Origin of the sequence: Gordonia aichiensis, from assembly GCF_039946255.1 — a bacterium.
Taxonomy (GTDB): Bacteria; Actinomycetota; Actinomycetes; order Mycobacteriales; family Mycobacteriaceae; genus Gordonia; species Gordonia aichiensis_A.
Genome location: NZ_JBCDWL010000012.1, coordinates 64,726 through 87,368, shown reverse-complemented (window position 1 = coordinate 87,368; position 22,643 = coordinate 64,726). Strand labels below are relative to the sequence as shown.

Below are 22,643 nucleotides of genomic sequence, written 5' to 3'. Positions count from 1 at the left end.
CGAGGCTGCGCCTCGCGGTCGCGACTGCTGAATCGGCCCTGCCGGGTACTCATCCTCTCCTTTCACCGCGCTTGCACGCGGCCACTCGCGCTGCCCTCGGCTCCGCGAGCGGCCTGTCGTGCCCGAAACCGCAGGGACACCCCATGCAGAACTTCAGCACCCCCTTGGACGTGCTCGGTCGCCGAACCGAGACCGTCGCACTCGATCACTCGTCGCGGCCGGACGTGCGCCGCGACGCCACCACGACCACCCTCGACAACAGGCAGGCGCGAGCGCTCGTCGACGCCGCCCGCGCCGATCCGGACACCGTCCTGTCGGCGCACTCCACCTCGCTGATCGGGCTGGTCCCGGAGGTCGTCGGCGTGCGTCGTCTCCAATACGGGCCCAACACCGTCGACCACGACAAGCCGGCGCCGGCGCTCGTGCAGTTCGCGCGCGCCTTCGTCAATCCGTTCATCGCGATCCTGATCTTCCTGGCCGTGGTGATGGTGTTCACCGACGTCGTCTTCGCCGATCCGGCCGACGGCCCCGACTACACCGGCGTCATCACGGTCAGCGTGATGGTGCTGGTCAGCGCCGTTCTCCGCTTCTGGCAGGAGTACCGGTCCGGGCGGGCGGCGGCGAAACTGAAGGCGATGGTCACCGCCACCACGGCCATCACCCGCAACCGCAACGGCATCCCGGTGACCGGAGAGCTGCCGATGGACGACCTCGTCCCCGGCGACATCGTCTCCCTGGCCGCCGGCGACATGATTCCCGCCGACGTCCGATTCGTCACGGTCAACGACCTTCAGATCAACCAGGCCATGCTGACCGGCGAGGCAGTTCCCGCCGCCAAGACTGCGGCACCGGCCGACGAGGTCGGCATCGCGACGCTCCTCGACGCACCGAACCTCGGCTTCATGGGGACCTCGGTGGTGTCGGGGACCGGTGTCGCCGTGGTGCTCGGGACCGGGCGGCGCAGCTACTTCGGCTCCATGTCGTCGGCCATCGTCGGCGAGCGCCCCGAGACCGCATTCGACGTCGGCATCAAGAAGGTCAGCTACACGCTGATCCGGTTCATGTTGATCATGGTTCCGGTGGTCTTCGTGATCAACGGCCTCACGAAGGACTGGACCTCGGCCTTCCTGTTCGGCGTCACCACGGCCGTGGGCCTCACCCCCGAGATGCTGCCCCTGATCGTCACCGCGAACCTGGCCAAGGGCGCCGGCTTCATGGCGCGCCGCAAGGTCATCGTCAAGCGGCTGCCGAGCATCCAGAACGTCGGCGCGATGGACGTGCTGGCGACCGACAAGACCGGCACGCTCACCGAAGACCGCATCGTGCTGGAACGGCACCTGGACGTCGACGGCCACGATTCGGACACCACGCTCTGGTACGCCACGATCAACTCGCACTTCCAGACCGGGCTGCGCAACCTGCTCGACGAGGCCGTCCTGGCCTCGGCGGGACCGCTGGTGACCGCCCGGGTCGCTCGCGACAACGTCCTGGTCGACGAGATCCCGTTCGACTTCGACCGGCGGCGGATGTCGGTCGTCGTCGACGACGGTCTCTCGCACGTGATCGTCACCAAGGGCGCGGTCGAGGAACTGCTCGATCGGTGCGTCGCCGAGTCCCGCAACGGCACCGAAGTGCCGCTGACCGAGGCTCGACGCGCCGAGCTCGACGCACTGGTGGCCGAGCAGAACGCACTGGGCATGCGGGTGCTCGCCGTCGCGATCGCGTCGGTGCGGGATCCGAACGACGGGAACGCCGAGCACACGGGATGCACGGAGTACTCCAAGGACGACGAGCGCGACATGACGTTGGTCGGGTTCCTGCTGTTCCTGGATCCGCCGAAGGCGTCGGCGTCGGCGGCCGTCACCAGCCTGCAGGGGCACGGAATCGTGGTCAAGGTGATCACCGGCGACAACCCGCTGGTGGCGGCGAAGGTCTGCCGCGAGGTCGGGGTGGACGCCGACCGCGTCGTCACCGGTCCGGAGATCGACGACATGTCCCTGACCGAACTCGCCGAGCTGGCCGAACGCACCAGCGTCTTCGCGAAGATGAACCCCACGCAGAAGGCGCGCCTCGTGGAGGCGATGCGGACCGGCGGACACACCGTCGGATTCCTCGGCGACGGCATCAACGACGCGCCCGCGCTGCGGACCGCCGACGTCGGGATCTCGGTCGACACCGCCGTCGACATCGCCAAGGAGTCGGCCGACATCATCCTGCTGGAGAAGGACTTGACGGTTCTCGAGGCGGGCGTGATCGAGGGGCGTCGGACCTTCGTCAACACGATGAAGTACATCAAGATGACGGCGTCGTCGAACTTCGGCAACGTCTTCTCGATCCTGGTCGCCAGTGCACTGCTGCCGTTCATCCCGATGATTCCGCTGGTGGTGCTGGTGCAGAACCTGGCCTACGACCTGTCGATGCTGACCCTGCCGTGGGACCGGGTCGACGAGGAGGACCTGGCGCGACCGCGCACGTGGCAGACCGGGCGGCTCGGCAAGTTCATGGTCCTGATCGGCCCGCTGTCGTCGATCTTCGACCTGACCACCTTCGCGCTGATGTGGTTCGTCTTCGCGGCGAACTCACCCGAGCACGCAGCGCTGTTCCAGTCGGGCTGGTTCATCGAGTCGATCATCTCGCAGACGCTGATCGTGCACATGTTGCGTACCGGGCGGGTGCCCTTCGTCGGATCGCGGGCGAGCCTGCCGGTCCTGCTCGCCACCGGGGCGGTCTGCGTCTTCGGTCTGGTGCTGCCGTTCTCCGGCTTCGGTCAGGGACTCGGGCTGGTGCCGCTGCCGTGGAGCTACTTCCCGTGGCTGGTGGTGACACTCGTCGGATACTGCCTGGTGACGCAGGCCGCCAAGCGCGCCTTCATGCGTCGCTACGGCGAGTGGATCTGAACGGGCCGACGGCTGCGCTCAGTTCTCGATGCGATCGAGGATGATCGCGGCCAACTCGTCGGCGTTCTGCTCCGGGATCCAATGCGTGGCGTCCTCGAGGATCCGAAGGCGGAAGTCGGCGTCGACGAAGTCGCCGGTCAGTTCGGCACCGCGTCGGGCCAACGCGGTGTCGCGGCCGCCCCACACGTGAGTGGTCGGCACCGTGATGCGGGACCGCAGCTTTCCGGGCTTGCCGAACGGGAGGGCGCGGTACCAGTTGAGGCCGCCGGTCAGGGGCCCGGAGTCGATGATCCGCCGACGGGTGTCGGCGATCATCGACTCGTCCATGCCGGTGTCGGCGAGCATGCGGTCCAGCAGCGCGGGCCTGGAGCTGATGACGAGTTCGGGCAGCTTGGGCGGCTGGAAGGCGGCGAAGTACCACGATCGGCGGAGTTGGTCGCTCTGGCGAAGCGACGCCACGAAGGCGGCCGGGTGGGGGACCGAGACGGTGGTGAGGGTGGCGATCAGGTCGGGTCGGACGGCTGCCAGCACCCAGGCGACCTGCGCTCCCCAGTCGTGGCCGACGAGGTGGACGCGGCCGGCGTCGGAGGTGACGATGAGCGACTCGATGTCGGCGACGAGCTCGCCGATCCGATAGGCGTACCGGCCGCGCGGGCGGGCGCCGGGGGAGTAGCCGCGCTGGTCGGGCGCCAGTGTCCGATAGCCGCGCCGGTTCAATCGCGCCGACACCTGCGCCCACGAGTGCGAGGTCTGCGGGAAGCCGTGCAGCAGGACGACGGTGCCGCGGTCGGCGACGCCGGAGTCCGTGACGTCGAATGTCAGTCCGGCACGAGGAAAGGTCTGCATGGGTGCTCCGCGGTAGACGACGGCCGAGAGTCGGCGTTACGTGCTGTCACACTAATCAATTCGGTCGGGAAGCGATAGAGAGGAGCATCGGCGTCGAGTCCGGCAGTCCGGACCCGGGCGTGCGTCGTCGATCCCGGCCCGTACTACAGTCGGGGATGCCAGCATGCCCGAAATCGGGCAGGGAACCCGGTGTGAATCCGGGACTGACGCGCAGCGGTATGGGCGACGCGACCGGCGATGAACCACTGGATCACGGATCTGGGAAGGTGCCGACTCGCGAGTGACCCCGAGTCCGAAGACCTGCTGGCATCCGTCGACCGCCGTCGACGGAGATCGGTGGAGTCCCGCGTACTGGACTCGGACATGAGAAGGAACCCCTCAATGCTTCGCCAGACACTGGCCCTGGGCTGCGCCGTGCTCTCATTAGCCGCCTGCTCGGCCACGGACTCGTCGTCGGACACCTCGGCCGCGGTCGCGGGATTTCCGCTGACGCTGACCAATTGCGGTGAGACCGTGACGGTTTCGGAGCCGCCGGAGCGGATCGTCGCACTGAATCAGGGCAGCACCGAGGTGCTCTTATCGTTGGGGCTGGCCGACCGCATGGCCGGCACCGCGACGTGGACCGACCCGGTGCTGGACTCGTTGACGGCCGCCAACGCGAAGGTGCCGAGGCTCGCCGACAACCAGCCGTCGTTCGAGTCGGTCCTCGGAGCCGATCCCGACCTGGTGACCGGCTCGTTCGCCGGCACCCTCGGAAAGGGCGGGGTCGCCTCACGCGAGCGGTTCGGCGAGATGGGGGTGCCGACCTACCTGGCGCCGACCGACTGCGAGGCCAGCGGCGACGGGGACCGCAGCGCGCCCGTCACCCTCGACACCGTGTATCAGGAGATCGACGACCTGGCCCGCCTGACCGGCACCGGACCGGCCGGCGCCGACCTCGTCGCCGACCTCAAGAAGAAGGTCGACGATGCCACCGGATCGGTCCGGGCCGACGGTGTCACCGCGGCCTTCTGGTTCGCGAACGCGGAGTCGCCGTATCTCGCCGGCTGTTGCGGCGCCCCCGGGATCATCTCCACGGCCCTGGGGCTGAAGAACGTCTTCGACGACACCCACGCCGAATGGCCGCAGATCAACTGGGAGGAGTTCGCCTCGCGCAATCCGCAGGTCCTGGTGCTCGGTGACCTGACCCGCAAGAGTCAGACCGCCGAATCGGGCGCGGCGAAGATCGCCTTCCTCGAGGCCAATCCGGTGACCCGGGAGATGGACGCGGTCAAGAACAAGCGGTACATCCTGGTGACCGGCGCGGAGATGAACCCGTCCATCCGGACCGTGTACGGCATCGAGAACGTCGCCGCCGGACTCGAGCGTCTGGGTCTGGGCGGGTGATCCGAGCCCATCGCGGGCCGGTGCAGCTGCTGACGCTGTGGCTGGTCGGTGCGGTCTTGCTGGTGGCGTCGATCGCCTTCGCCGTCACCATCGGACCGTCGGGTCTCGGCTTCGACGACGTCCTGGCCTCGACGCGCGCATACGTCACCGGCGGCGAGTCGGGACTGAGCCGGCTGCAGGAGTCGATCATCTGGAAGCTGCGGCTCCCGCAGTCCGTGCTCGCCGCCGTGTGCGGTGCGGGACTGGCGGTCTGCGGCGGCGTCCTGCAGTCGCTGCTCCGCAATCCGCTGGCCGATCCCTTCGTCCTCGGAGTCTCGTCGGGCGCCTCGGTCGGAGCGGTGTCGGTGGTCCTGCTGGGCGTCGGTGCCGGAGTGACCGGCATGGCCGGCGGCGCCTTCCTCGGCGCGGTCGTGGCCTTCGTGCTGGTGCTGACGCTGGCCCGACTGGCGGGCGGCACCACCGACCGCGTGGTGTTGGCCGGGATCGCGGGAACCCAGCTGTTCTCCGCGCTGACCTCGTTCATCGTCTACACCGCCGCCGACGCCGAACAGACCCGGGGCGTCCTGTTCTGGCTGCTCGGATCGCTGTCCTCGCCGACCTGGACCGAGGTCGCGGTGTGCGCGACGGTCACGCTCGGCGGACTGCTCGCCTGCCTGTTCACCGCGGGAGCGCTCGACGCCTTCATGTTCGGCAACGACGCGGCCGCGGCCATCGGGATCAGCGTCGGCCGGGTGCGGATGGCGTTGCTGGCGGTGACCGCGCTGATCACCGCGGTGATCGTCAGCGTCGCGGGTGCCATCGGCTTCGTGGGACTGGTGCTGCCGCACGCGGCGCGGGCACTGGTCGGGGTGCGGCACCGGGTCATGATGCCGACCCTGGCGCTGCTCGGCGCCCTGTTCCTGGTGTGGGCCGACGTGGTGGGCCGGGTCCTCATCGCTCCCGAGGAACTGCCGATCGGCGTGGTCACGGCGATCGTCGGTGTCCCGGCATTCGTCCTCGTACTGATTCGACAGGGGCGCCGATGAGACTTCGGACCGAAGGCCTCTCCTGGGATCTGGACGGGCGGCGCATCGTCGACGGGGTCGAACTCGCCGTCGACATCGGCGAGGTGGTGGGGCTCATCGGACCCAACGGGTCGGGCAAGTCGTCACTGCTGCGACTGCTGGCCGGACTGCGCCGACCGACCAGCGGCGATGTGCTGCTCGACGGGCGCTCGCTGGCGTCGTTGTCGCGGCGGCAGGCGGCCCGGCGGATCGCGTTCGTCGAGCAGGCCGCCGTCACCGACCAGAATCCGACGGTCGCCGAGGTCGTGGAACTCGGCCGGACGCCGCACCGGCGGTCGTGGGCCGGCGCGTCCTCTCGCGACCGCGCCGTGCTCGAGCGGGTCGCCAGACAGACCGAGATCGAGCCGCTGCTGAACACGCCCTACGGCCGACTGTCCGGCGGTGAACGTCAGCGGGTGCAGATCGCGCGCGGGTTCGCGCAGGAACCCGAGGTGATGATCCTCGACGAGCCGACCAATCACCTGGACATCAAATACCAGCTCAGCCTGCTCGGCCTGGTGCGGGCCCTGGTGCGCGACACGTCGGCGGCCGCGATCGTCGCGCTGCACGACCTGAACCTCGCCGCGATGTACTGCGACCGCATCATCGTCCTGCGCGACGGTGCGGTGACGGAGGCGGGGCCGCCCGCACACACCATCACCGAGTCGATGCTCAGCGAGGTCTTCGGTGTTCGGTCCCGGGTGCGGCACGACGACGGGGTGTACGTGCGGCTGTCAGAGTGATCACAAGCCCTCGGGGTCACCACAAGCCCTCGGGGTGACCACAAGCCCTCGGGCAGGCGACGGGATGCCTATCGTGGACCCATGAGCGCTCCGGATCTGACCCAGCTGATCGAATCGCTGCCCGCGGGGATGGTGATCGTCGACCGAGACATCCTCGGCGCCTACCGTTTCGACCGCGCGAACGACCCCGATGCGGGCATCGCGCTGGCGCTGGTGCGTCCGATGACGACCGAGCACGTGCAGACCGCGGTCCGCTGGTGCGCGGCCGCGGGCGTCCCGATCGTCACGCGCGGTGCGGGCACCAGCCTGTCGGGCGGGTCGACGGCCGTCGACGGTGCGGTGATGATCTCGACCGAGCGGATGCGTCAGCTGACCATCGACACCGCCACCCGCACGGCGATCAGTCAGCCCGGCATGCTCAACGCCGAGGTCAAGCAGGCGGCCGCCGACCACGGTCTGTGGTATCCGCCGGACCCGTCGTCGTTCGAGATCTGCAGCATCGGCGGCAACGTCGCGACCAACGCGGGCGGACTGTGCTGCGTCAAGTACGGCGTCACCGTCGACTACGTGCTCGGGCTCGAAGTGGTGCTCGCCGACGGTCGCGCGATCCGGGTCGGCGGCAAGCAGTTGAAGGACTCCGCGGGCCTGCCGCTGACGAAGATGTTCGTGGGCAGCGAGGGGCTGCTCGGCATCGTCACCGAGGTGACGCTGCGACTGCTGCCGCCGCAGGCGGCCGCGTGCACGGTGGTCGGCTCGTTCTCCTCGGTGCGCGCGGCCAGCGAAGCGGTGCTCGCGGTGACCTCGCAGATCCGACCGGCGATGCTCGAGTTCATGGACTCGGCGTCGATCAACGCCGTCGAGGACATGCTCAAGATGGGACTCGACCGCGACGCGGGCGCCCTCCTCGTCGCGCAGTCGGACGCGCCCGGGCCGGCCGGCGAAGCCGAGGTGGCGCTGATCGAGCAGGCCTTCGCCGCGTGCGGGGCGAGCGAGGTCTTCGCCACCTCCGACCCGGCGGAGTCCGAGGCGTTCACCGCGGCACGTCGCGCGGCGATTCCCGCGGTCGAACGCCTCGGTGCGCTCCTGCTCGAAGACGTCGGCGTCCCGCTGCCCGCGCTGCCCGACCTGATCGACGGGGTCGAGGCGATCGCCGCCGACAACCGGGTGCTGATCGCGGTGATCGCCCACGCGGGCGACGGCAACACCCATCCGCTCATCGTCCACGACCCGGCCGACGCCGACGAGACCGCACGCGCCAACCGGGCCTTCGGCCAGATCATGGATCTGGCCATCTCGCTCGGCGGGACCATCACCGGCGAGCACGGGGTCGGGCGCCTCAAGAAGGGCTGGCTGCGCAACCAGGTCGGCGACGACGTGATGGACCTGATGGGACTGATCAAGTCGGCTGTCGACCCGCAGGGGCTGCTGAACCCGGGCGTCATGCTGTAGCCGGAATCAGGGTGCGGTGGCGGCCTTCTCGGACCGGCATCACTCGACTTACGGATAGGTCTCCGCAGACGCTTCGTCAAGTCCGCGTGAAGATGACCACAGAGGTGAATCCGGGTGCGGGAAAAGCCCTCCGCACCGGGTAGTGTCCCTCTGTCCCAGTGGCGCTCAGATGCGATCGCCACCCGCTCCCGAAGCCCCGACCGGGGTGGGACGTCCTGCGTGAAAAGGTGTGGTGAGAGAGCCCGAATGACCGCCTCGGTGACTGATCGTGCGACTGGATTCGAGACCGAACTTCGGGCCTCGTTCTCGACTGCAGAGTTGCTGTTGGAGGTGAACCTGCACCCCCGTCAGTATCGGTGCGCGCGCGACCAGGTGGGAGCGCTGATGAGCGAGATCCCGGCGGGCGCCCACATCGCGCTGCTGATGCGGTTTCCGGCGCTCACGATCACCGGACTGGTCGGTCACGCCGTCCTGCACAGCGGGTCGCAGGACTACTGGACCGGTTTCTGGGCGGCGATCGGGCGCGACCGCGACGAGAGCTTCGAGACCGTCGTCGCCCAGCTGCTCGGCGACATGATGCGCGAGTGCGGGCTACGCGACGTCGCCGCCCTGCGCGAGAAGTCGGTCGTGCCCCTGCTGAAGCTGCACGCCGGACCGGCGGTCGCCGCCGTCGAATCATTGGTCGGGGTCGTCGAAGACCATGTGCGCGCAGGCCACGAGCCGCGCGGCACCGCGGTCCTGGAACACCTCACCGAAGCCGGTTTCGGACACCGGCGCGGACGGCTGCCCGCCGAGTACCGACTGCTGCTCGAACACGCGCCCGCCGTCGCCGCCGGTCTCCTGGACCGCATCACCGATCTGCTCGTCGCCACGGCGGTCCACCCGCAGACGTGGACGCTCGACGCCGTCGGCACCACCACGGCCGACCTGCCGTACACGATCCTGCGCCCGGTCATCGCCCGGCTGGAACGCGAACCCTTCCTCGGCGACGCCGACACCGCGGCCCGATACTGCGCCGCGCGGTTCCCCGAACTCCGCTTCGACGCGGCCGACGGAGCGATCAACGTCGTCGTTCCGGCCGGCGACGAGGACACGGCGTGGCGGGTGTGGACCGGGCACGCGCCCGAACAGCTGACCGTCCCCGCGGGTGAGGCGGCCGCGCTGCCGATCGGCGCGGCCGTTCGCGAGAGCGTGTTGATCGACCTCGACACCGGGACCCGGCGGGCCGTGCCGATCTTCGATCCGACCGACCCGCTGGTGGTCTTCGCCGACGACGGCCGCACCGTGTCGCGCTTCTCGCCGCTGCCGGCGGGCGAGGTGCTGACGCTGGTACCGCGCGACGGCGAGCTCGTCTCCGGCACCCGCAAGAAGATCGCCGTCACCGACGTGCGCCCGGCCCCGTGGGACGGCTGGGAACTGCGCACCGTCGACCTGGCCGGTCACGCGACGGTGACCCTCAAGCGCGACACCCGAACCGGTCGCACCCGACGGGTGCTGCCGATCGAGTCGCCGGCCTTCGCGCTGCCCGAGCCGATCCCCGGCGTCGTCGCACGCAGCGGGGACCCCGTCTACGGTGAGCGACCGCTCGTCGATCTGCCCGCACACGAGGGCGACGACACCAAGGAGTGGCGGGTCCGCGTGCGCCGCGCGGGCGACCTCGAGTGGCTCGTCGACTACCCGTGGGCCTCGGCCGACTACGTCAGCTCGGCCGACCCGTTCGACGGCATCGACGAACCGCTGGTGGGGCGGTACGAGATCGCCGCGGGCGACTCGTACGGTCTCGACCTGCGCCTGACCGCGGTGATCGCCGAGGGCCTCGACGTGAGTCACGACCCGGTGCTCCGGCTGCCGGAGGCCGGCGGCCTCACCGAGGCGACCAGCACGTTGAGCGCCGAGACCGGCCTGAAGATCGACGAGGCCGAGCTGGCCCTGGGCGCCGGTCAGATCGAGCGCACCGTGACGGTCCGCAGCGACGACGCCGACCTCGACCTCGTGGTGTGCCCGCCGCACGCCCAGATCCGCGTCGAACGTCCGGGAGCTCCGGCCCGCTGGCAGACGAGCCTGGCGCAACTGATCGTCGACGAGGCCGGACCCGGGCACCTGTCGGTGCGGGTGCCGGGAGCCGCCGACCTGTCGTTCGCGCTGCTGGACGCCGACGGCGACATCGTCCGCGAATGGGAGCCCGACGTGCGCGCCGGCACGGAGTTCGCCATCGCCACCAGGTCGGTCACCGACGCCGCCAAGCGACTGCTGCGCGGCAGCCTGGTGGCGCTGATCGAGGATGAGCACGGCGACACCGAGGAGACCGAGGTGGCGACCGTCGTGCGGACCGCCGCACCGAGCGTCGACGCGCCGCAAACCGATGCGGACGAGGCGGACGAGGCGGCCGACGCCGACGACCTGACCGCCCGGTGGCTGCGACTGGACACGGTGCGCGCGCAGGAGGCGGAGGCGCCGGCCGCCGAGGTCGCGCCGATCGAGACGGTCGAGGCGCCCGCCGAGGCCCCGCTGACCGCCGATCCCACCGCGTCCCTGCTGGCCCTCGGCGACAGCCCGGTGGCCCCCGAGCGGATCCCGGCGCTGCTGATCCGGTCCGGGCTCGCCGAAGAGGTGTTCACCGTCCCGGCGTACACCGGGGCGCACCCGAACCCCTACATCAGCTGTCTGCTGGCGACCTCCGCAGTGGTGGACCCGACGAGCCCGCAGCGCGACGACGTGCAGAGCTTCCTGTCGACCCGCGGCGGCGAGGACCTGCTGCGCGTGATCGCCACCGGCCGGATGGGCGACCCGCGGACGGGCGTCTTCGACCGGAACGTCCTGGCCGTTGACGCGATGGGACGCGATCAGGTCGAGACGCTGTTCGAACGCTTCCGGATCGTGCCCGGACCGCTGGTCGACCTCGACATGCGGACCGCGGCCACCATCGAGGCCTTCCACCGCCGCGCCGAATGGATGACCGATCCGGTGAGCCTGGAGGCGCCGCGCTACGTCAACAAGACGCTGCGCGACGTGCGACGCGCCTCGCCGGAGCTGTACGACCTGATCGCCGCGCGCAACGAGGCCCTCGACGGCGTCGACACCATCAGCAACCCGTGGATGCTGCTGTCGATGCAGTCGCTGGCCTTCGCGGCGATCGGCCGCCTGCAGGCGTACGGGCGGCTGAAGACCCCGATCCTCACCGACGAGGCGCGGGCCATGTGGGCGACGCTCGCCGACTACTGCCCGGCGATGGTCGCCGCCGACCTGCTCATCGCGAACGCCGTCGCCGTGCGCGCCGATGCGCTCGACAAGGTGCGCGGCGCCAAGTAGCGACCCGTGCGGCGCGGCGGTCTCGGTAGGCTTGCCGAGTGGCTGACAGCGTCGATCCGGGGAGTGCTCGCACGACGATCGGCCTGCTCGGGCCGGTCACTGTCGACGGTCGCGAGGTGCCCGGCAGGCGTGCGCGCCGCCTGCTCGTCGCACTCGCGCTCGCCGACGGTCGCGCACTGTCGGCCTCGCAGCTGATCGACGACGTGTGGGGTGAGCAGCCGCCGAAGTCGCCGAATGCGGCCCTGCACACGCAGGTCTCGCGCCTGCGCGGACTCGTCGGCGACGCCGTGCACGGGGGCGACGGACGGTATCGGCTCACCGGGGTGGTGACCGACCTGGAGCTGGCCGAGCGATGCGTCGCCGACGGCGATCCGCGGTCGGCACGCGCGCTGTGGCGCGGCATCCCTGGCGACGACCTGGGCGGTGACGGCGACGAACTGGAACGGGAACTGGCGCGGCGCGCGTCGTCCCTGCGCGCCCGGATCGATGCGGCCGCCGCGACGCAGGCCCTCGACTCCGGCGACTTCGCGGCGGCCGAAGAGCTCGGCCGCCGACGCGCCGACGACGACCGGCTCGACGAGTCGGCGCATCTGCTGCTGATGCGCGCGCTGGCCGGCCAGGGGCGACACACCGAGGCGGTGGCGGTCTTCGCGCGGCTGCGTCGTGCCCTCGCCGAGGAACTCGGGGTGGATCCGGGGCCGCAGATCACGGCCCTGAACGCCGAACTGTTGAACGGGCCGGGGCCGGTGCGGCGAGCGTCGAGCGCCGGCACCGGTCTGCGCGAGGCGGGCAACGAGCTGGTCGGGCGGACTGCCGCACTCGAGGTGATCGCGGACCTGCTCGGCCACCGGCGGGTGGTGACCGTGCAGGGGCCGGGCGGGGTGGGGAAGACGCGCATCGCCACCGCGGTCGGGCGGGCCCTGCAAGCCGACGGCCGACCGGTGCACTTCGTGGCCCTGGCCGCGGTCCGCAACGACGAGGACCTGGTGGCCGCGGTCGCTGCCGCGCTGGGGGTCGGTGAGTCCGAGCTGACCACCGGCGGTCGGCCGCGCGTGCCCGCGGGCACCCTCTCGGACCGACTCGCCGACGCGCTCGGCGCCGCCGGAACGGTCCTGATTCTGGACAACTGCGAGCAGGTGGTCGAATCGTGCGCGGCGCTGGTCGATTCGTTGGTCGCCGCGGTGCCCGGCCTGAGGGTGCTCACGACCAGCCGTGCGCCGCTGCTGATTCCGGCCGAGCAGGTGTACCTGCTGCCGGTGCTCGACGTCGTCGGCGTCGACTCCGCGGCGGCCGAACTTTTCCGTCAGCGCGCCCGGGCGGTCCGGCCGGCCGCACAGTTGCCGCCGGAGGCCGTCGCCGCACTGTGCGCCCGGCTCGACGGTCTGCCGTTGGCGATCGAACTGGCCGCCGCCAGAGTGCGGACCATGAGCGTGGAGGACATCGCCGAGCGGCTCGCCGAACGCTTCGAGCTGCTGCGGTCCGCCGACCGCACCGCGCCGGATCGGCATCGCACCCTGTATGCGGTCATCGACTGGAGCTGGGCGCTGCTCGACCCGCTGCCGCGGGAGGCGTTGACCCGGCTGTGCCTGTTCCCCGGCGGCTTCTCGCGGGAGGCGGCGGGCCGGGTGAGCGGGCTGTCGGGCGTCGAGCTCGACGACGCCCTCGCGGCGCTGGTCGATCAATCACTCCTGCAGGTCGACGACGCGGGCGGGGACACGAGGTTCCGCATGCTGGAGATGGTGCGGGAGTTCGGCGAACGGCGACTGACCGAGTCCGGCGACGCGGCGTCGGTGGTCGCCGCGATGCAGGCGTGGGCGCAGGAGCGCTGCTCCCGAATCCGCGGCCGCTACGGCCGGGTCACCGATCGCGAGCTCATCGGCGAGGTGGAACGCGACGCCGAGAACCTGGTCTGGGTGCTGCGCCGGTCGGTCGACGAGGGGCCCGCGGCGTGGCGGACCGTCGTCGCCGTCTATCCCGTTCTCGGCGGCTTCTGGTCGAGTCGAGAGCTGCATCCGGAAGCGCAGGCGTGGGGCGAGCGGATCATCGGGATGCTCCCGACCCCGCCCGACGACCTCGACGAGGACGATCGCGCCGCGTGGCAGCTGACGCTGATCGTCGTCGCCCTGCACTTCCTTCCCCGGCGGCGGCCGCGAATCCTGGCGCGGGCCCGGACCGGTCTGCGGCGGCTGGCGCGACCGGAACGGCGGTTCGACGATGTCGGGGAGTTCCTGTCGGAGTTGTTGCTGTGCACCGGCTTCCGCGCGGTCTACCGCATGCTGGCGCGCGGTGCCCAGCCAGGTCGCTCCGAGGCGGTGCGGTCGATCGCCCTGGGGCTGCTGCTGAATCTGAAGGAGAACGGCGCCGATCTGGCCGGTGCGCTGCGGGTGAGTGAGCGGTTGGCGCAGGTGCCGTCGCGCAGTGACTCCTTCCCGGCGGCGATGATCGACTTGGCGACGGCCAGCCTGTACAGCCAGCAGGGGCGGTGGCAGGAGGGGCTCGGTCTCTATCAGTCCACGTCGTTGCGCTTCCGCGACCTGGGGGCCGACGATGACGCGCAGCAGGTGTCGGGATACATCGTCGCCGGGCTGCTGCAATTGGGCGATCATCGCCGGGCCCGGGCCGAACTCGACCGCGCGGGCGTCCGGTGGCGGCCGGGCGAGCCGATTCCTCAGGGCAATCCGGAGTCGGTGGCGGTGATCCTCCTCGGCGAGGCCGAGTACCTGCGGTCGACCGGGCGCGACGCCGCGGACTGGTACGTCGCCGCCGGACAGGCGCTCCTCGACGGACACCCGTTCGCGATGGACGATCCCGGCGCGACGATGGTGCTCGCCGCGGCCGCCGCGGGACTGCTGCTGATCGATCAGGGCGATCACGCTGCCGCCCTGGCGACCCGACTCGCGGCGGGGATCGCCGATTCGGCGACCCACACCGTCTGGGCCGACCTTCCGCAGGTCGGCAACGTCGCCCTGGTGTGCGGGGCGCAGCGCTGCCACGACCGTCCCGGCGATGCGGCCGGGACGGCGCTGCTGGTGCTCTCCGAACGCCTGAGCGCCCGCCGGGACTACCCGTCGATGGCCGCGCTCGCGGCCGGTCGCCGCGAGCGGTCGGGCGCCGACGACGAGCAGTGGCGGAGGGCGCGGGAGCGGTTCGGGGCACTCGGGCGTCAGCGCGCCCTCGCCGAGGCGGTCCGGTTGCTCGGCGACTACCGGGCGTTGCGGATGTAGGCGCGCACCGCCAGCGGCGCGAAGACCGCCGCGATCACTGCGGCGCCGACCAGACTCCACACGACGTGGGAGCCGAGGTGCCCGTCGTTGCACATCTCGCGGACGGCGGTGACCAGGTGGCTGATCGGGTTGACGTTCACAAAGCTCTGCAGCCAGCCGGGCATCGTCTCGACGGGCACGAAGGCGTTGGACATGAAGGTCAGCGGGAACATGATCATCATGGACACGCCCTGCACGGTCGACGCCTTCTTCATCAGGCAGCCCATCAGCGCGAAGATCCACGAGACCGCGAAGCTGCACACCAGGATCAGCAGGGTGGAGCCGACCACGCCGAGCGGATCCGGGCGCCATCCCATCGCGATGCCCACGCCGAAGGTGATGACCGTGGCGATCAGGTAGCGGACCACGTCGGCCAGCAGGGCCCCGGCGAGCGGGCTGATGCGGGCGATCGGCAGCGAGCGGAACCGGTCGAAGACGCCCTTGTTCATGTCCTCGCGGAGCTGGGTGCCGGTGACGATCGAGGTGACGATGACCGTCTGCACCAGGATTCCGGGGATGATCACCGGCAGGTAGCTCGCGGTGTCGCCGCTGATGGCGCCGCCGAAGATGTAGGTGAACATCAGGGTGAAGATGATCGGCTGCAGGACGACGTCGAAGAACTGCTCGGGATTGCGGAGCATCTTGATGACGCTGCGGCGGGCCAGCGAGAACGACTGTCGGACGCTTTCGCCGGCGCCGATCGAGCGCTTGGCCCGCGTGCGGACCTGCTCGATGCCGACGGCGGAGCGGGGGAGCGGAGGGGTGAGAGTGGTCATCGGAGATTCTCCTGAGGGTCGGTGGTCGGATCGGTGTCATCGCGGCCGGTGATGGTCAGAAACACCTCGTCGAGCGTCGGTTTGGAGACACTGATCTGCTCCAGCCCGATCTGGTTGTCGCGCAACGCGATCAGGACGTCGGGAACCCGATCGGGGTGGTGCAGGGGCACGGTGACGCGGCCGGCCTCCGGGCTCAGCACCGCGGTGTCGCCGAGGATCGACTCGGCGAGCCGGGCCACGCGCGCGGCGTCGTCGCGGTCGGCGGGGGCGAGCATCAGACTGCCGACCCCGACCGACTCCTTCAGTTGGTCGGCGGTCCCGTCGGCGATCACCACACCGCGGTCGATGACCGCGATGCGGTCGGCGAGCTGGTCGGCTTCGTCGAGGTACTGGGTGGTGAGCAGGACGGTGGAGCCCTGGGCGACGAGTTTGCGGATCGTCTCCCACATCTGGGCGCGAGTGCGGGGGTCGAGTCCGGTGGTCGGCTCGTCCAGGAACAGCAGGGGCGGGGTGTCGATCAGCGAGGCCGCCAGGTCCAGTCGCCGGCGCATGCCGCCGGAGAACTCGCTGAGGGGGCGGTCGGCGGCCTCCTCGAGGGCGAAGTCGGCCAGCAACTCCTCGGTGCGCGAGCGGGCGTGGGTCTTCGACAGGCCGAGCAGGCGCGCGAACAGCATCAGGTTCTGCGCGGCGGTCAGGTCCTCGTCGACCGAGGCGTACTGGCCGGTGACGCCGATCAGCGACCGGACGGCGATGGGATCGTCGACGACGTCGTAGCCGAAGATCCGGCCGTATCCGGCGTCGGGTTTGAGCAGGGTCGCCAGCATGCTGACGGTGGTGGTCTTGCCCGCGCCGTTGGGGCCGAGCACGCCGTACACGGTGCCTGCGGGGACGGTGAGGTCGACGCCGTTGACGGCCCGGGTGGCGCCGAAATGCTTGACGAGGCCGCGGGCGTCGATCGCCAGGTCGGTGTCCGGCCCGGCGGGTGCGCCTGCGGAGGTGAGCAGGGGGATTCTCGTGGTCATGGCGACCACTGTCCGGCACGTGGCTTGCACCGACCTGTCGTCGTCTTGCGTCCCCTTTCACCGGTGGGTGCCGACCGCTCGGGTCGCTCGCGGCTACGGTGGGGTCGTCGGCGGGCTGTCGGGGAAGGGACCGGATGGAGATTTTCGAGGACGTCAGGAATGTCGCGCAGCGCGCGGCCACCGGTGAACTGCCCGGCGAGGGGCGGGTCATCGACGTGGTCGAGACCGCGCATCACCGGTACGCGGAGCTGAACGAGGGGGCCGTCGCCGATTACATCCCGGCGCTGGCCAACGCCGATCCGAGCCGCTTCGGGCTGGCGCTGGCCGGGGTCAACGGCCGGACCTTCACCGCGGGCGACGTCGACCACGCCTTCTCGATCCAGTCGATCTCGAAGGCCTTCGTCTTCGCCCTCGTCCTCGAACACGTCGGGCACGAGGTGGTCTCCGACCTGATCGGTGTCGACAACACCGGCATGCCCTTCAACTCGGTCGTCGCGGTGGAGATGAACCGGGGCAGCCCGATGAACCCGATGGTCAACGCGGGCGCCATCGCCACCACGGCGCTGATGCCCGGCCGGGACGGGGCCGAGAAGTGGCAGGCGATCGAGGCGGGACTGTCGGCGTTCGCCGGGCGCGCGCTGACCGTCGACGAGGACGTCTTCGCCTCCGAGTCGGCGCACAACGAGCGCAACAAGGCCATCGCGCACCTGCTGGGCAGCTACGGCAGGCTCGCCGGCGACGCCGAGGACATCGTCGACGCCTACACCCGCCAGTGCTCGCTGCTGGTCTCGGCGGTCGACCTGGCCGTGATGGGTGCGACCCTCGCCGACGGCGGCACCAATCCGATGACCGGGGAGAAGGTGGTCTCGGCGCACGTGTGCCGCGACACGCTGGCCGTCCTCGCCTCGTGCGGCCTGTACGAGCGGTCGGGCCGATGGCTGTTCGAGATCGGCCTGCCCGCCAAGTCGGGCGTGTCCGGCGGCATCGTGTCGATCTCGCCCGGCAAGGGCGCGGTCGGCGCGTATTCACCGCTGCTCGATCCGGCGGGCAACAGCGTCCGCGGCCAGCGGGCCTGCGCCTACATGTCGCGGGCCCTGGGCATGAACCTGTTCGCCTCCTCGGTGCACGAGGACGTGGAGAACGCCGGTCTGCACCGGTGAACGGCGGACCTGTGGACTGGCGCGGAACCCCGCTCCGCACGGGCGCCTAGACTGGACCCGTGCCAGGCCGAATCCCCGATCGCGACATCGCTGCGATCCGTGAGCAGACGCGCATCGAAGACGTGATCGGAGAATACGTCACGCTGCGCCGGGCCGGTGCCGACCGCATGACCGGACTGTGCCCGTTCCACGACGAGAAGACGCCGTCGTTCCACGTGCGCCCGAATCACGGCCACTTCCACTGCTTCGGCTGCGGCGAGGGCGGCGACGTCTACACGTTCCTGCAGAAGCAGGAGCACATCAGCTTCGTCGAGGCGGTCGAGCAGCTCGCCGACAGCATCGGCTACACCATCAACTACGAGGGCGGCGGCACCGCGATCAAACGCGACCGCGGCACCCGCGCCCGCCTCGTCGCCGCCAATGCGGCCGCCCAGCAGTTCTACGCCGAACAGTTGGCCGGCCCCGACGCGCAGGCAGCGCGCGAGTTCCTCACCGAACGCGGTTTCGACGGCAACGCCGCCGCGCACTTCGGCTGCGGCTACGCCCCGGCCGGGTGGGACACGATGACCAAGGCGCTGCTGCGCCAGGGCTTCCAGTTCTCGGAGCTGGAGGCCGCCGGACTGTCGAAGCAGGGCCGCAAGGGACCCATCGACCGGTTCCACCGCCGGCTGCTGTGGCCCATCCGCAACCTGGGCGGCGATGTCATCGGTTTCGGCGCCCGCAAGCTGTTCGACGACGACAACCTCGGCAAGTACATGAACACGCCCGAGACCATGCTGTACAAGAAGTCGCAGGTGCTGTTCGGGCTCGACCTGGCCAAGCGCGACATCGCCAAGGGGCACCAGGTGGTGATCGTCGAGGGGTACACCGACGTGATGGCCATGCACATGGCCGGTGTGACGACCGCCGTCGCCTCGTGTGGCACCGCCTTCGGCGAGGATCACCTCGCGCTGATCCGCCGACTGATGATGGACGACTCGTACTTTCGCGGCGAGGTCATCTACACCTTCGACGGCGACGACGCCGGCCAGGCGGCGGCGCTCAAGGCCTTCGAGGGCGAGCAGTCGGTGGCCGGGCAGACCTTCGTCGCGGTCGCGCCCGACGGGATGGATCCGTGCGAGCTGCGGCAGCGGTCCGGCGATCCGGCGCTGCGGGATCTGATCGCGCGGCGGATCCCGATGTTCCAGTTCGCCATCAAGACCCTCATCGCCAAGCAGGACCTCGACACCGCCGAGGGACGGGTGGCGGCGCTGCGCGAGACGGTGCCCGTCGTCGCCCGTATCCGCGACGTCGCACTGCGCGACGAGTACGCCCGTCAGCTGGCCGGCTGGGTCGGCTGGGACGATGTGGCACAGGTCCTCTCGCGGGTGCGCGGCGACGCCAAACGGTACGGGCGCGGGCGCGGCGGCCAGTCGCGGCAACGGAACTCGCGGACCCGGCCGGAGGCGATGTCGGCGCCGCCGACGGCCCGGCCGCTGCCCAACGACCCGCGGCTGTGGCCGCAGCGCGAGGCCCTCAAGGCGGCGCTGCAGTACCCGGCGATCGCAGGCACGGTCTTCGACTCGCTGCCGGGCGAGTGCTTCACCGATCCCTCCTACCTGGCGATCCGCGAGGCGATCGCCCAGGCCGGGGGAGCGGCGAGCGGGCTCGGCGGCGCCGCCTGGGTCGACGCCGTGCATCACCTGGTGATCGACGATCCGGCGGTCGCACCGCTGGTGACCGAGCTGGCCGTCGAACCGCTGCCGGTGGAGGACGATCGGATCTCGCAGTACATCTCCAGCGTGCTGGCGCGCTCGCAGGAGATCTGGGTCGGCTCGCAGATCGCCGACATCAAATCCAAGCTGCGGCGGATGTCGCCCGGCAATGATCCGGACGCGTACAACGCGCTGTTCGGCGACCTCGTCGCGCTCGAATCCTATCGGCGCAGCCTGCTGGAGCAGGCCTTCGACGCGGGCGCGGCCGCGCTCTGAGGACCGCGTCCCGCCGGCGGGCCGGGGCGATGATCACCGGGTTGGCGCGCGCGGACCGGGAGTCGGGTCGTAAGGTGATTTTCTGCTCGCACAAGCCGGTGCCGAGCGGGAGGGAACCAAACCCATGTCTACTTCGGTGAAGAGTCCGATGCGTGAGTTGACGATCCGAAGCGTCGTCCTCGGCGGACTCATCACGTTGGTGTTCACCGCCGCGAACGTCTACCTCGGTCTGAAGGTCGGGCTCACGTTCGCCACCGCGATCCCGGCGGCGGTCATCTCGATGTCGGTGCTGCGGTACTTCCGCGATCACTCGATCGTCGAGAACAACATCGTGCAGACCATCGCGTCGGCGGCGGGCACGCTGTCGGCGATCATCTTCGTCCTGCCGGGCCTGATCATGATCGGCTGGTGGACGGGCTTCCCGTACTGGATGACGGTGGCGGTGTGCGCCATCGGCGGCATCCTCGGCGTCATGTACTCCATCCCGCTGCGCCGTGCCCTGGTCACCGGCTCGGATCTTCCGTACCCGGAGGGCGTCGCCGCCGCCGAGGTGCTCAAGGTCGGCGACGTCGCCGGTCAGGATCCGGCGGAGGCCGCCCAGGACTCCAACCGCGGCGGCATGCGCGCCATCGTCGTCGGCGCGATCGGCTCGGCCCTGTTCGCCCTGCTCGGCTCGTTGAAGCTGGTCGCGACCGAGGTCGCCGTCGCCTTCCGCGTCGGGTCCGGTGCGACGATGGTCGGCGCGAGCCTGTCGATGGCGCTCATCGGCGTCGGACACCTCGTGGGTGTGGCCGTCGGCATCGCCATGCTCGTCGGCCTGGTGATCTCGTTCTTCATCGTCCTGCCCGGGCGCACCTGGGACGTGCTGCCGTCGGGCGATCTGCTCGACGCGGTCAACGGCATCTTCAAGTCCGACGTGCGGATGGTCGGTGCCGGCGCGATCGCCGTCGCCGCCGTGTGGACGCTGCTGACCATCATCGGCCCGATCATCCGCGGCATCCTCGACGCCGCCGTGAGCGCGCGCACGCGCCGGTCGGGCCAGGCCGTCGACGTGACCGAACGCGACATCCCGATCCAGTACGTCGGACTGACCGTCGTGCTGGCGATGATCCCGATCGGGTGGCTGCTGTGGGACTTCCTCAGCGGCACCGCGCTGGTCGGGAGCGCCGCGGGCATTCTGATCGTCACCATCATCTTCGTGTTCGTCATCGGGCTCGTCGTCGCTGCGGTGTGCGGCTACATGGCCGGGCTCATCGGGTCGTCGAACAGCCCGATCTCCGGCGTCGGCGTCCTGGTGGTCCTGACCGCCGCGCTGCTGATCAAGGTGACGCACGGTCCCGCCGAGAGCACCAGCCAGACCGAGGCGCTGATCGCCTACACGCTGTTCACCGCGGCCGTCGTCTTCGGCGTGGCGACCATCTCGAACGACAACCTGCAGGACCTCAAGACAGGTCAGCTCGTCGGCGCCACCCCGTGGAAGCAGCAGGTCGCGCTGATCATCGGCGTGCTCTTCGGGTCGGCGATCATCCCGCCGATCCTGGAGCTGATGCACAACGCCTTCGGTTTCCAGGGCGCGCCGGGCGCGGGCGACAATGCGCTCGCCGCGCCGCAGGCCGCCCTCCTGTCGACGCTGGCGCAGGGCGTCTTCGGCGGCGACCTCAACTGGGCGCTCATCGGGCTCGGCGTCGCGATCGGCGCCGGCGTGATCGCGATCGACGAGGTGCTCAAGCGCACCACCAAGAACTTGAAGCTGCCGCCGCTGGCCGTCGGCATGGGCATGTACCTGCCGATGTCGCTGACCCTGATCATCCCGATCGGTGCGTTCATCGGCCTGGCCTACGACAAGTGGGCGATGCGCGACGCCGTCGACGGGGAACGCAAGAAGCGCCTGGGCATCCTGCTCGCGACCGGCCTCATCGTCGGTGAGAGCATCTACGGCGTCATCTTCGCGGGCATCGTCGGTGCGACCGGCAACGATTCGCCGCTGGCGATCGTCGGCGACGGACTCGGCAACTGGATGCAGGTGATCGGCGTCATCGTCTTCGCGGTGATGATCACCGGACTGTACCGGTACGTGAAGAAGGTCGCCTCCGACGGTCCGGCCGACGGCGCGGTGCAGAAGAAGTAGGGCTGGTGACTGTCTCATACAGGCACGCCGCGAACACCCCGAACGATTCGGGGCATCGGATCACGCCGCCGCGTAACACACGTGTCGTGTGCTCGGGCTTGCGTCTTCGTACGCACGGTTGCGAATATAGACGCAACTGGTTACGGTTAATGATGTAACCAAAGGCGGAGGTGGGAACGATGACTGCGACGATTCAGCGGAGTCTGCTCCTCGATGATGATCGCTACCAGCGAGCCGCGCAAGGAGTGCTCAAGGCCGTTCCGACGGTGTCGTCGGTTGCGATTGCCGACGCGAGTGATCGTACGGTCGCGGTGCCGCGTGAGCTGTCCGCGATCATTCAGGCGGTCCTGTCGGCGGTTGCCGAGGGTGCGACCATCTCCATCCAGACGCTTCCTGATGAGCTGACGACGGGGGTGGCTGCGGAGCACCTGGGAGTGTCGAGGCAGGCGGTCGTGAAGATGATCGAGAGGGGCGAGTTGCCGGCTCACAGGGTTGGGTCGCATCGCCGTGTTCGCCTATCGGATGTGCGTGAGCTCAAGCGCGTTCGTCGTGAGCGTCAGCGTGAGGCGTTCGCAGTGCTGCGAGATCTCGATGAGCAGCTCGATCAACACTGAGTCACCGTCTGGGGCTACGTCAGGCCCTGGGTAGTCT

14 protein-coding genes and 1 riboswitch are annotated in these 22,643 nt (G+C 70.1%); of the genes, 11 read left to right on the top strand and 3 right to left on the bottom strand.

Translation table 11 applies throughout. The annotated features are described in order from the left end of the window. The first annotated feature begins 143 nt into the window (after window positions 1-143). Complete coding sequence (mgtA, locus tag AAFO60_RS14620; protein ID WP_347956945.1) at window positions 144-2,897, top strand: magnesium-translocating P-type ATPase; 2,754 nt, start codon at window positions 144-146, stop codon at window positions 2,895-2,897. 18 nt (window positions 2,898-2,915) lie between these two features. Here mgtA and AAFO60_RS14615 read toward each other — a convergent pair whose 3' ends face one another. Beyond that, complete coding sequence (locus tag AAFO60_RS14615) at window positions 2,916-3,743, bottom strand: alpha/beta fold hydrolase (RefSeq protein ID WP_347956944.1); 828 nt, start codon at window positions 3,741-3,743, stop codon at window positions 2,916-2,918. Window positions 3,744-3,885: 142 nt separating this feature from the next. Beyond that, window positions 3,886-4,065, top strand: a riboswitch (cobalamin riboswitch). 59 nt (window positions 4,066-4,124) lie between these two features. Between AAFO60_RS14615 and AAFO60_RS14610 the strand changes: the two genes are divergently transcribed. The 6 genes from AAFO60_RS14610 (at window position 4,125) to AAFO60_RS14585 (ending at window position 14,897) form a co-directional block, all read left to right on the top strand. Beyond that, window positions 4,125-5,129 (top strand): ABC transporter substrate-binding protein, encoded by a 1,005-nt coding sequence (locus AAFO60_RS14610; RefSeq protein WP_347956943.1) that lies wholly within the window; start codon window positions 4,125-4,127, stop codon window positions 5,127-5,129. Then, the gene (locus tag AAFO60_RS14605; RefSeq protein ID WP_347956942.1) at window positions 5,126-6,154 is read left to right on the top strand and encodes a FecCD family ABC transporter permease; all 1,029 of its coding nucleotides are present in this window, start codon (window positions 5,126-5,128) and stop codon (window positions 6,152-6,154) included. Before AAFO60_RS14610 ends, AAFO60_RS14605 begins: the two co-directional genes overlap by 4 nt. Further along, on the top strand, window positions 6,151-6,915 hold the full coding sequence (locus tag AAFO60_RS14600) for an ABC transporter ATP-binding protein (protein WP_347956941.1): 765 nt from the start codon (window positions 6,151-6,153) through the stop codon (window positions 6,913-6,915). The genes AAFO60_RS14605 and AAFO60_RS14600 overlap by 4 nt, the downstream gene beginning before the upstream one ends. An 81-nt stretch (window positions 6,916-6,996) precedes the next feature. Beyond that, the gene (locus tag AAFO60_RS14595) at window positions 6,997-8,364 is read left to right on the top strand and encodes an FAD-binding oxidoreductase (protein ID WP_347956940.1); all 1,368 of its coding nucleotides are present in this window, start codon (window positions 6,997-6,999) and stop codon (window positions 8,362-8,364) included. 384 nt (window positions 8,365-8,748) lie between these two features. Then, entirely contained in the window at window positions 8,749-11,673 is a 2,925-nt protein-coding gene (locus AAFO60_RS14590) for a hypothetical protein (protein WP_347956939.1), read from the top strand. 38 nt (window positions 11,674-11,711) lie between these two features. Further along, window positions 11,712-14,897: a BTAD domain-containing putative transcriptional regulator gene (locus AAFO60_RS14585; RefSeq protein ID WP_347956938.1), complete on the top strand. Its 3,186-nt coding sequence runs from the start codon at window positions 11,712-11,714 to the stop codon at window positions 14,895-14,897. On the opposite strand, the gene AAFO60_RS14580 is transcribed toward AAFO60_RS14585, so the two are convergent. Together AAFO60_RS14580 and AAFO60_RS14575 are read right to left on the bottom strand one after the other, a co-directional pair. Then, complete coding sequence (locus AAFO60_RS14580) at window positions 14,876-15,712, bottom strand: ABC transporter permease (protein WP_347956937.1); 837 nt, start codon at window positions 15,710-15,712, stop codon at window positions 14,876-14,878. The two genes, AAFO60_RS14585 and AAFO60_RS14580, sit on opposite strands and share 22 nt — an antisense overlap. Then, a complete protein-coding gene (locus AAFO60_RS14575) occupies window positions 15,709-16,734 on the bottom strand; it encodes an ATP-binding cassette domain-containing protein (RefSeq protein ID WP_347956936.1) in 1,026 nt (341 codons plus the stop codon). The genes AAFO60_RS14580 and AAFO60_RS14575 overlap by 4 nt, the downstream gene beginning before the upstream one ends. Before the next feature lie 134 nt (window positions 16,735-16,868). Between AAFO60_RS14575 and glsA the strand changes: the two genes are divergently transcribed. From glsA to AAFO60_RS14555, 4 genes are all read left to right on the top strand, one after another. After that, window positions 16,869-17,894 carry a glutaminase A gene (gene glsA, locus AAFO60_RS14570; protein ID WP_347956935.1) on the top strand — a complete coding sequence of 342 codons (1,026 nt, stop codon included), beginning with the start codon at window positions 16,869-16,871 and terminating at the stop codon, window positions 17,892-17,894. Between the two features lie 59 nt (window positions 17,895-17,953). Beyond that, window positions 17,954-19,864 carry a DNA primase gene (gene dnaG, locus AAFO60_RS14565; RefSeq protein ID WP_347956934.1) on the top strand — a complete coding sequence of 637 codons (1,911 nt, stop codon included), beginning with the start codon at window positions 17,954-17,956 and terminating at the stop codon, window positions 19,862-19,864. Between the two features lie 124 nt (window positions 19,865-19,988). Further along, window positions 19,989-21,992 (top strand): OPT family oligopeptide transporter, encoded by a 2,004-nt coding sequence (locus AAFO60_RS14560; protein WP_347956933.1) that lies wholly within the window; start codon window positions 19,989-19,991, stop codon window positions 21,990-21,992. Window positions 21,993-22,171: 179 nt separating this feature from the next. After that, a complete protein-coding gene (locus tag AAFO60_RS14555; RefSeq protein ID WP_347956932.1) occupies window positions 22,172-22,606 on the top strand; it encodes an excisionase family DNA-binding protein in 435 nt (144 codons plus the stop codon). Window positions 22,607-22,643 lie beyond the last annotated feature (37 nt).

Bases quoted from the DNA above. Each gene is read 5' to 3' on its own strand.
- mgtA (WP_347956945.1), top strand. From the start codon at position 144: ATGCAGAACTTCAGCACCCCCTTGGACGTGCTCGGTCGCCGAACCGAG.
- AAFO60_RS14615 (WP_347956944.1), bottom strand. From the start codon at position 3,743: ATGCAGACCTTTCCTCGTGCCGGACTGACATTCGACGTCACGGACTCC.
- AAFO60_RS14610 (WP_347956943.1), top strand. From the start codon at position 4,125: ATGCTTCGCCAGACACTGGCCCTGGGCTGCGCCGTGCTCTCATTAGCC.
- AAFO60_RS14600 (WP_347956941.1), top strand. From the start codon at position 6,151: ATGAGACTTCGGACCGAAGGCCTCTCCTGGGATCTGGACGGGCGGCGC.
- AAFO60_RS14595 (WP_347956940.1), top strand. From the start codon at position 6,997: ATGAGCGCTCCGGATCTGACCCAGCTGATCGAATCGCTGCCCGCGGGG.
- AAFO60_RS14590 (WP_347956939.1), top strand. From the start codon at position 8,749: ATGAGCGAGATCCCGGCGGGCGCCCACATCGCGCTGCTGATGCGGTTT.
- AAFO60_RS14580 (WP_347956937.1), bottom strand. From the start codon at position 15,712: ATGACCACTCTCACCCCTCCGCTCCCCCGCTCCGCCGTCGGCATCGAG.
- AAFO60_RS14575 (WP_347956936.1), bottom strand. From the start codon at position 16,734: ATGACCACGAGAATCCCCCTGCTCACCTCCGCAGGCGCACCCGCCGGG.
- glsA (WP_347956935.1), top strand. From the start codon at position 16,869: ATGGAGATTTTCGAGGACGTCAGGAATGTCGCGCAGCGCGCGGCCACC.
- AAFO60_RS14560 (WP_347956933.1), top strand. From the start codon at position 19,989: ATGTCTACTTCGGTGAAGAGTCCGATGCGTGAGTTGACGATCCGAAGC.
- AAFO60_RS14555 (WP_347956932.1), top strand. From the start codon at position 22,172: ATGACTGCGACGATTCAGCGGAGTCTGCTCCTCGATGATGATCGCTAC.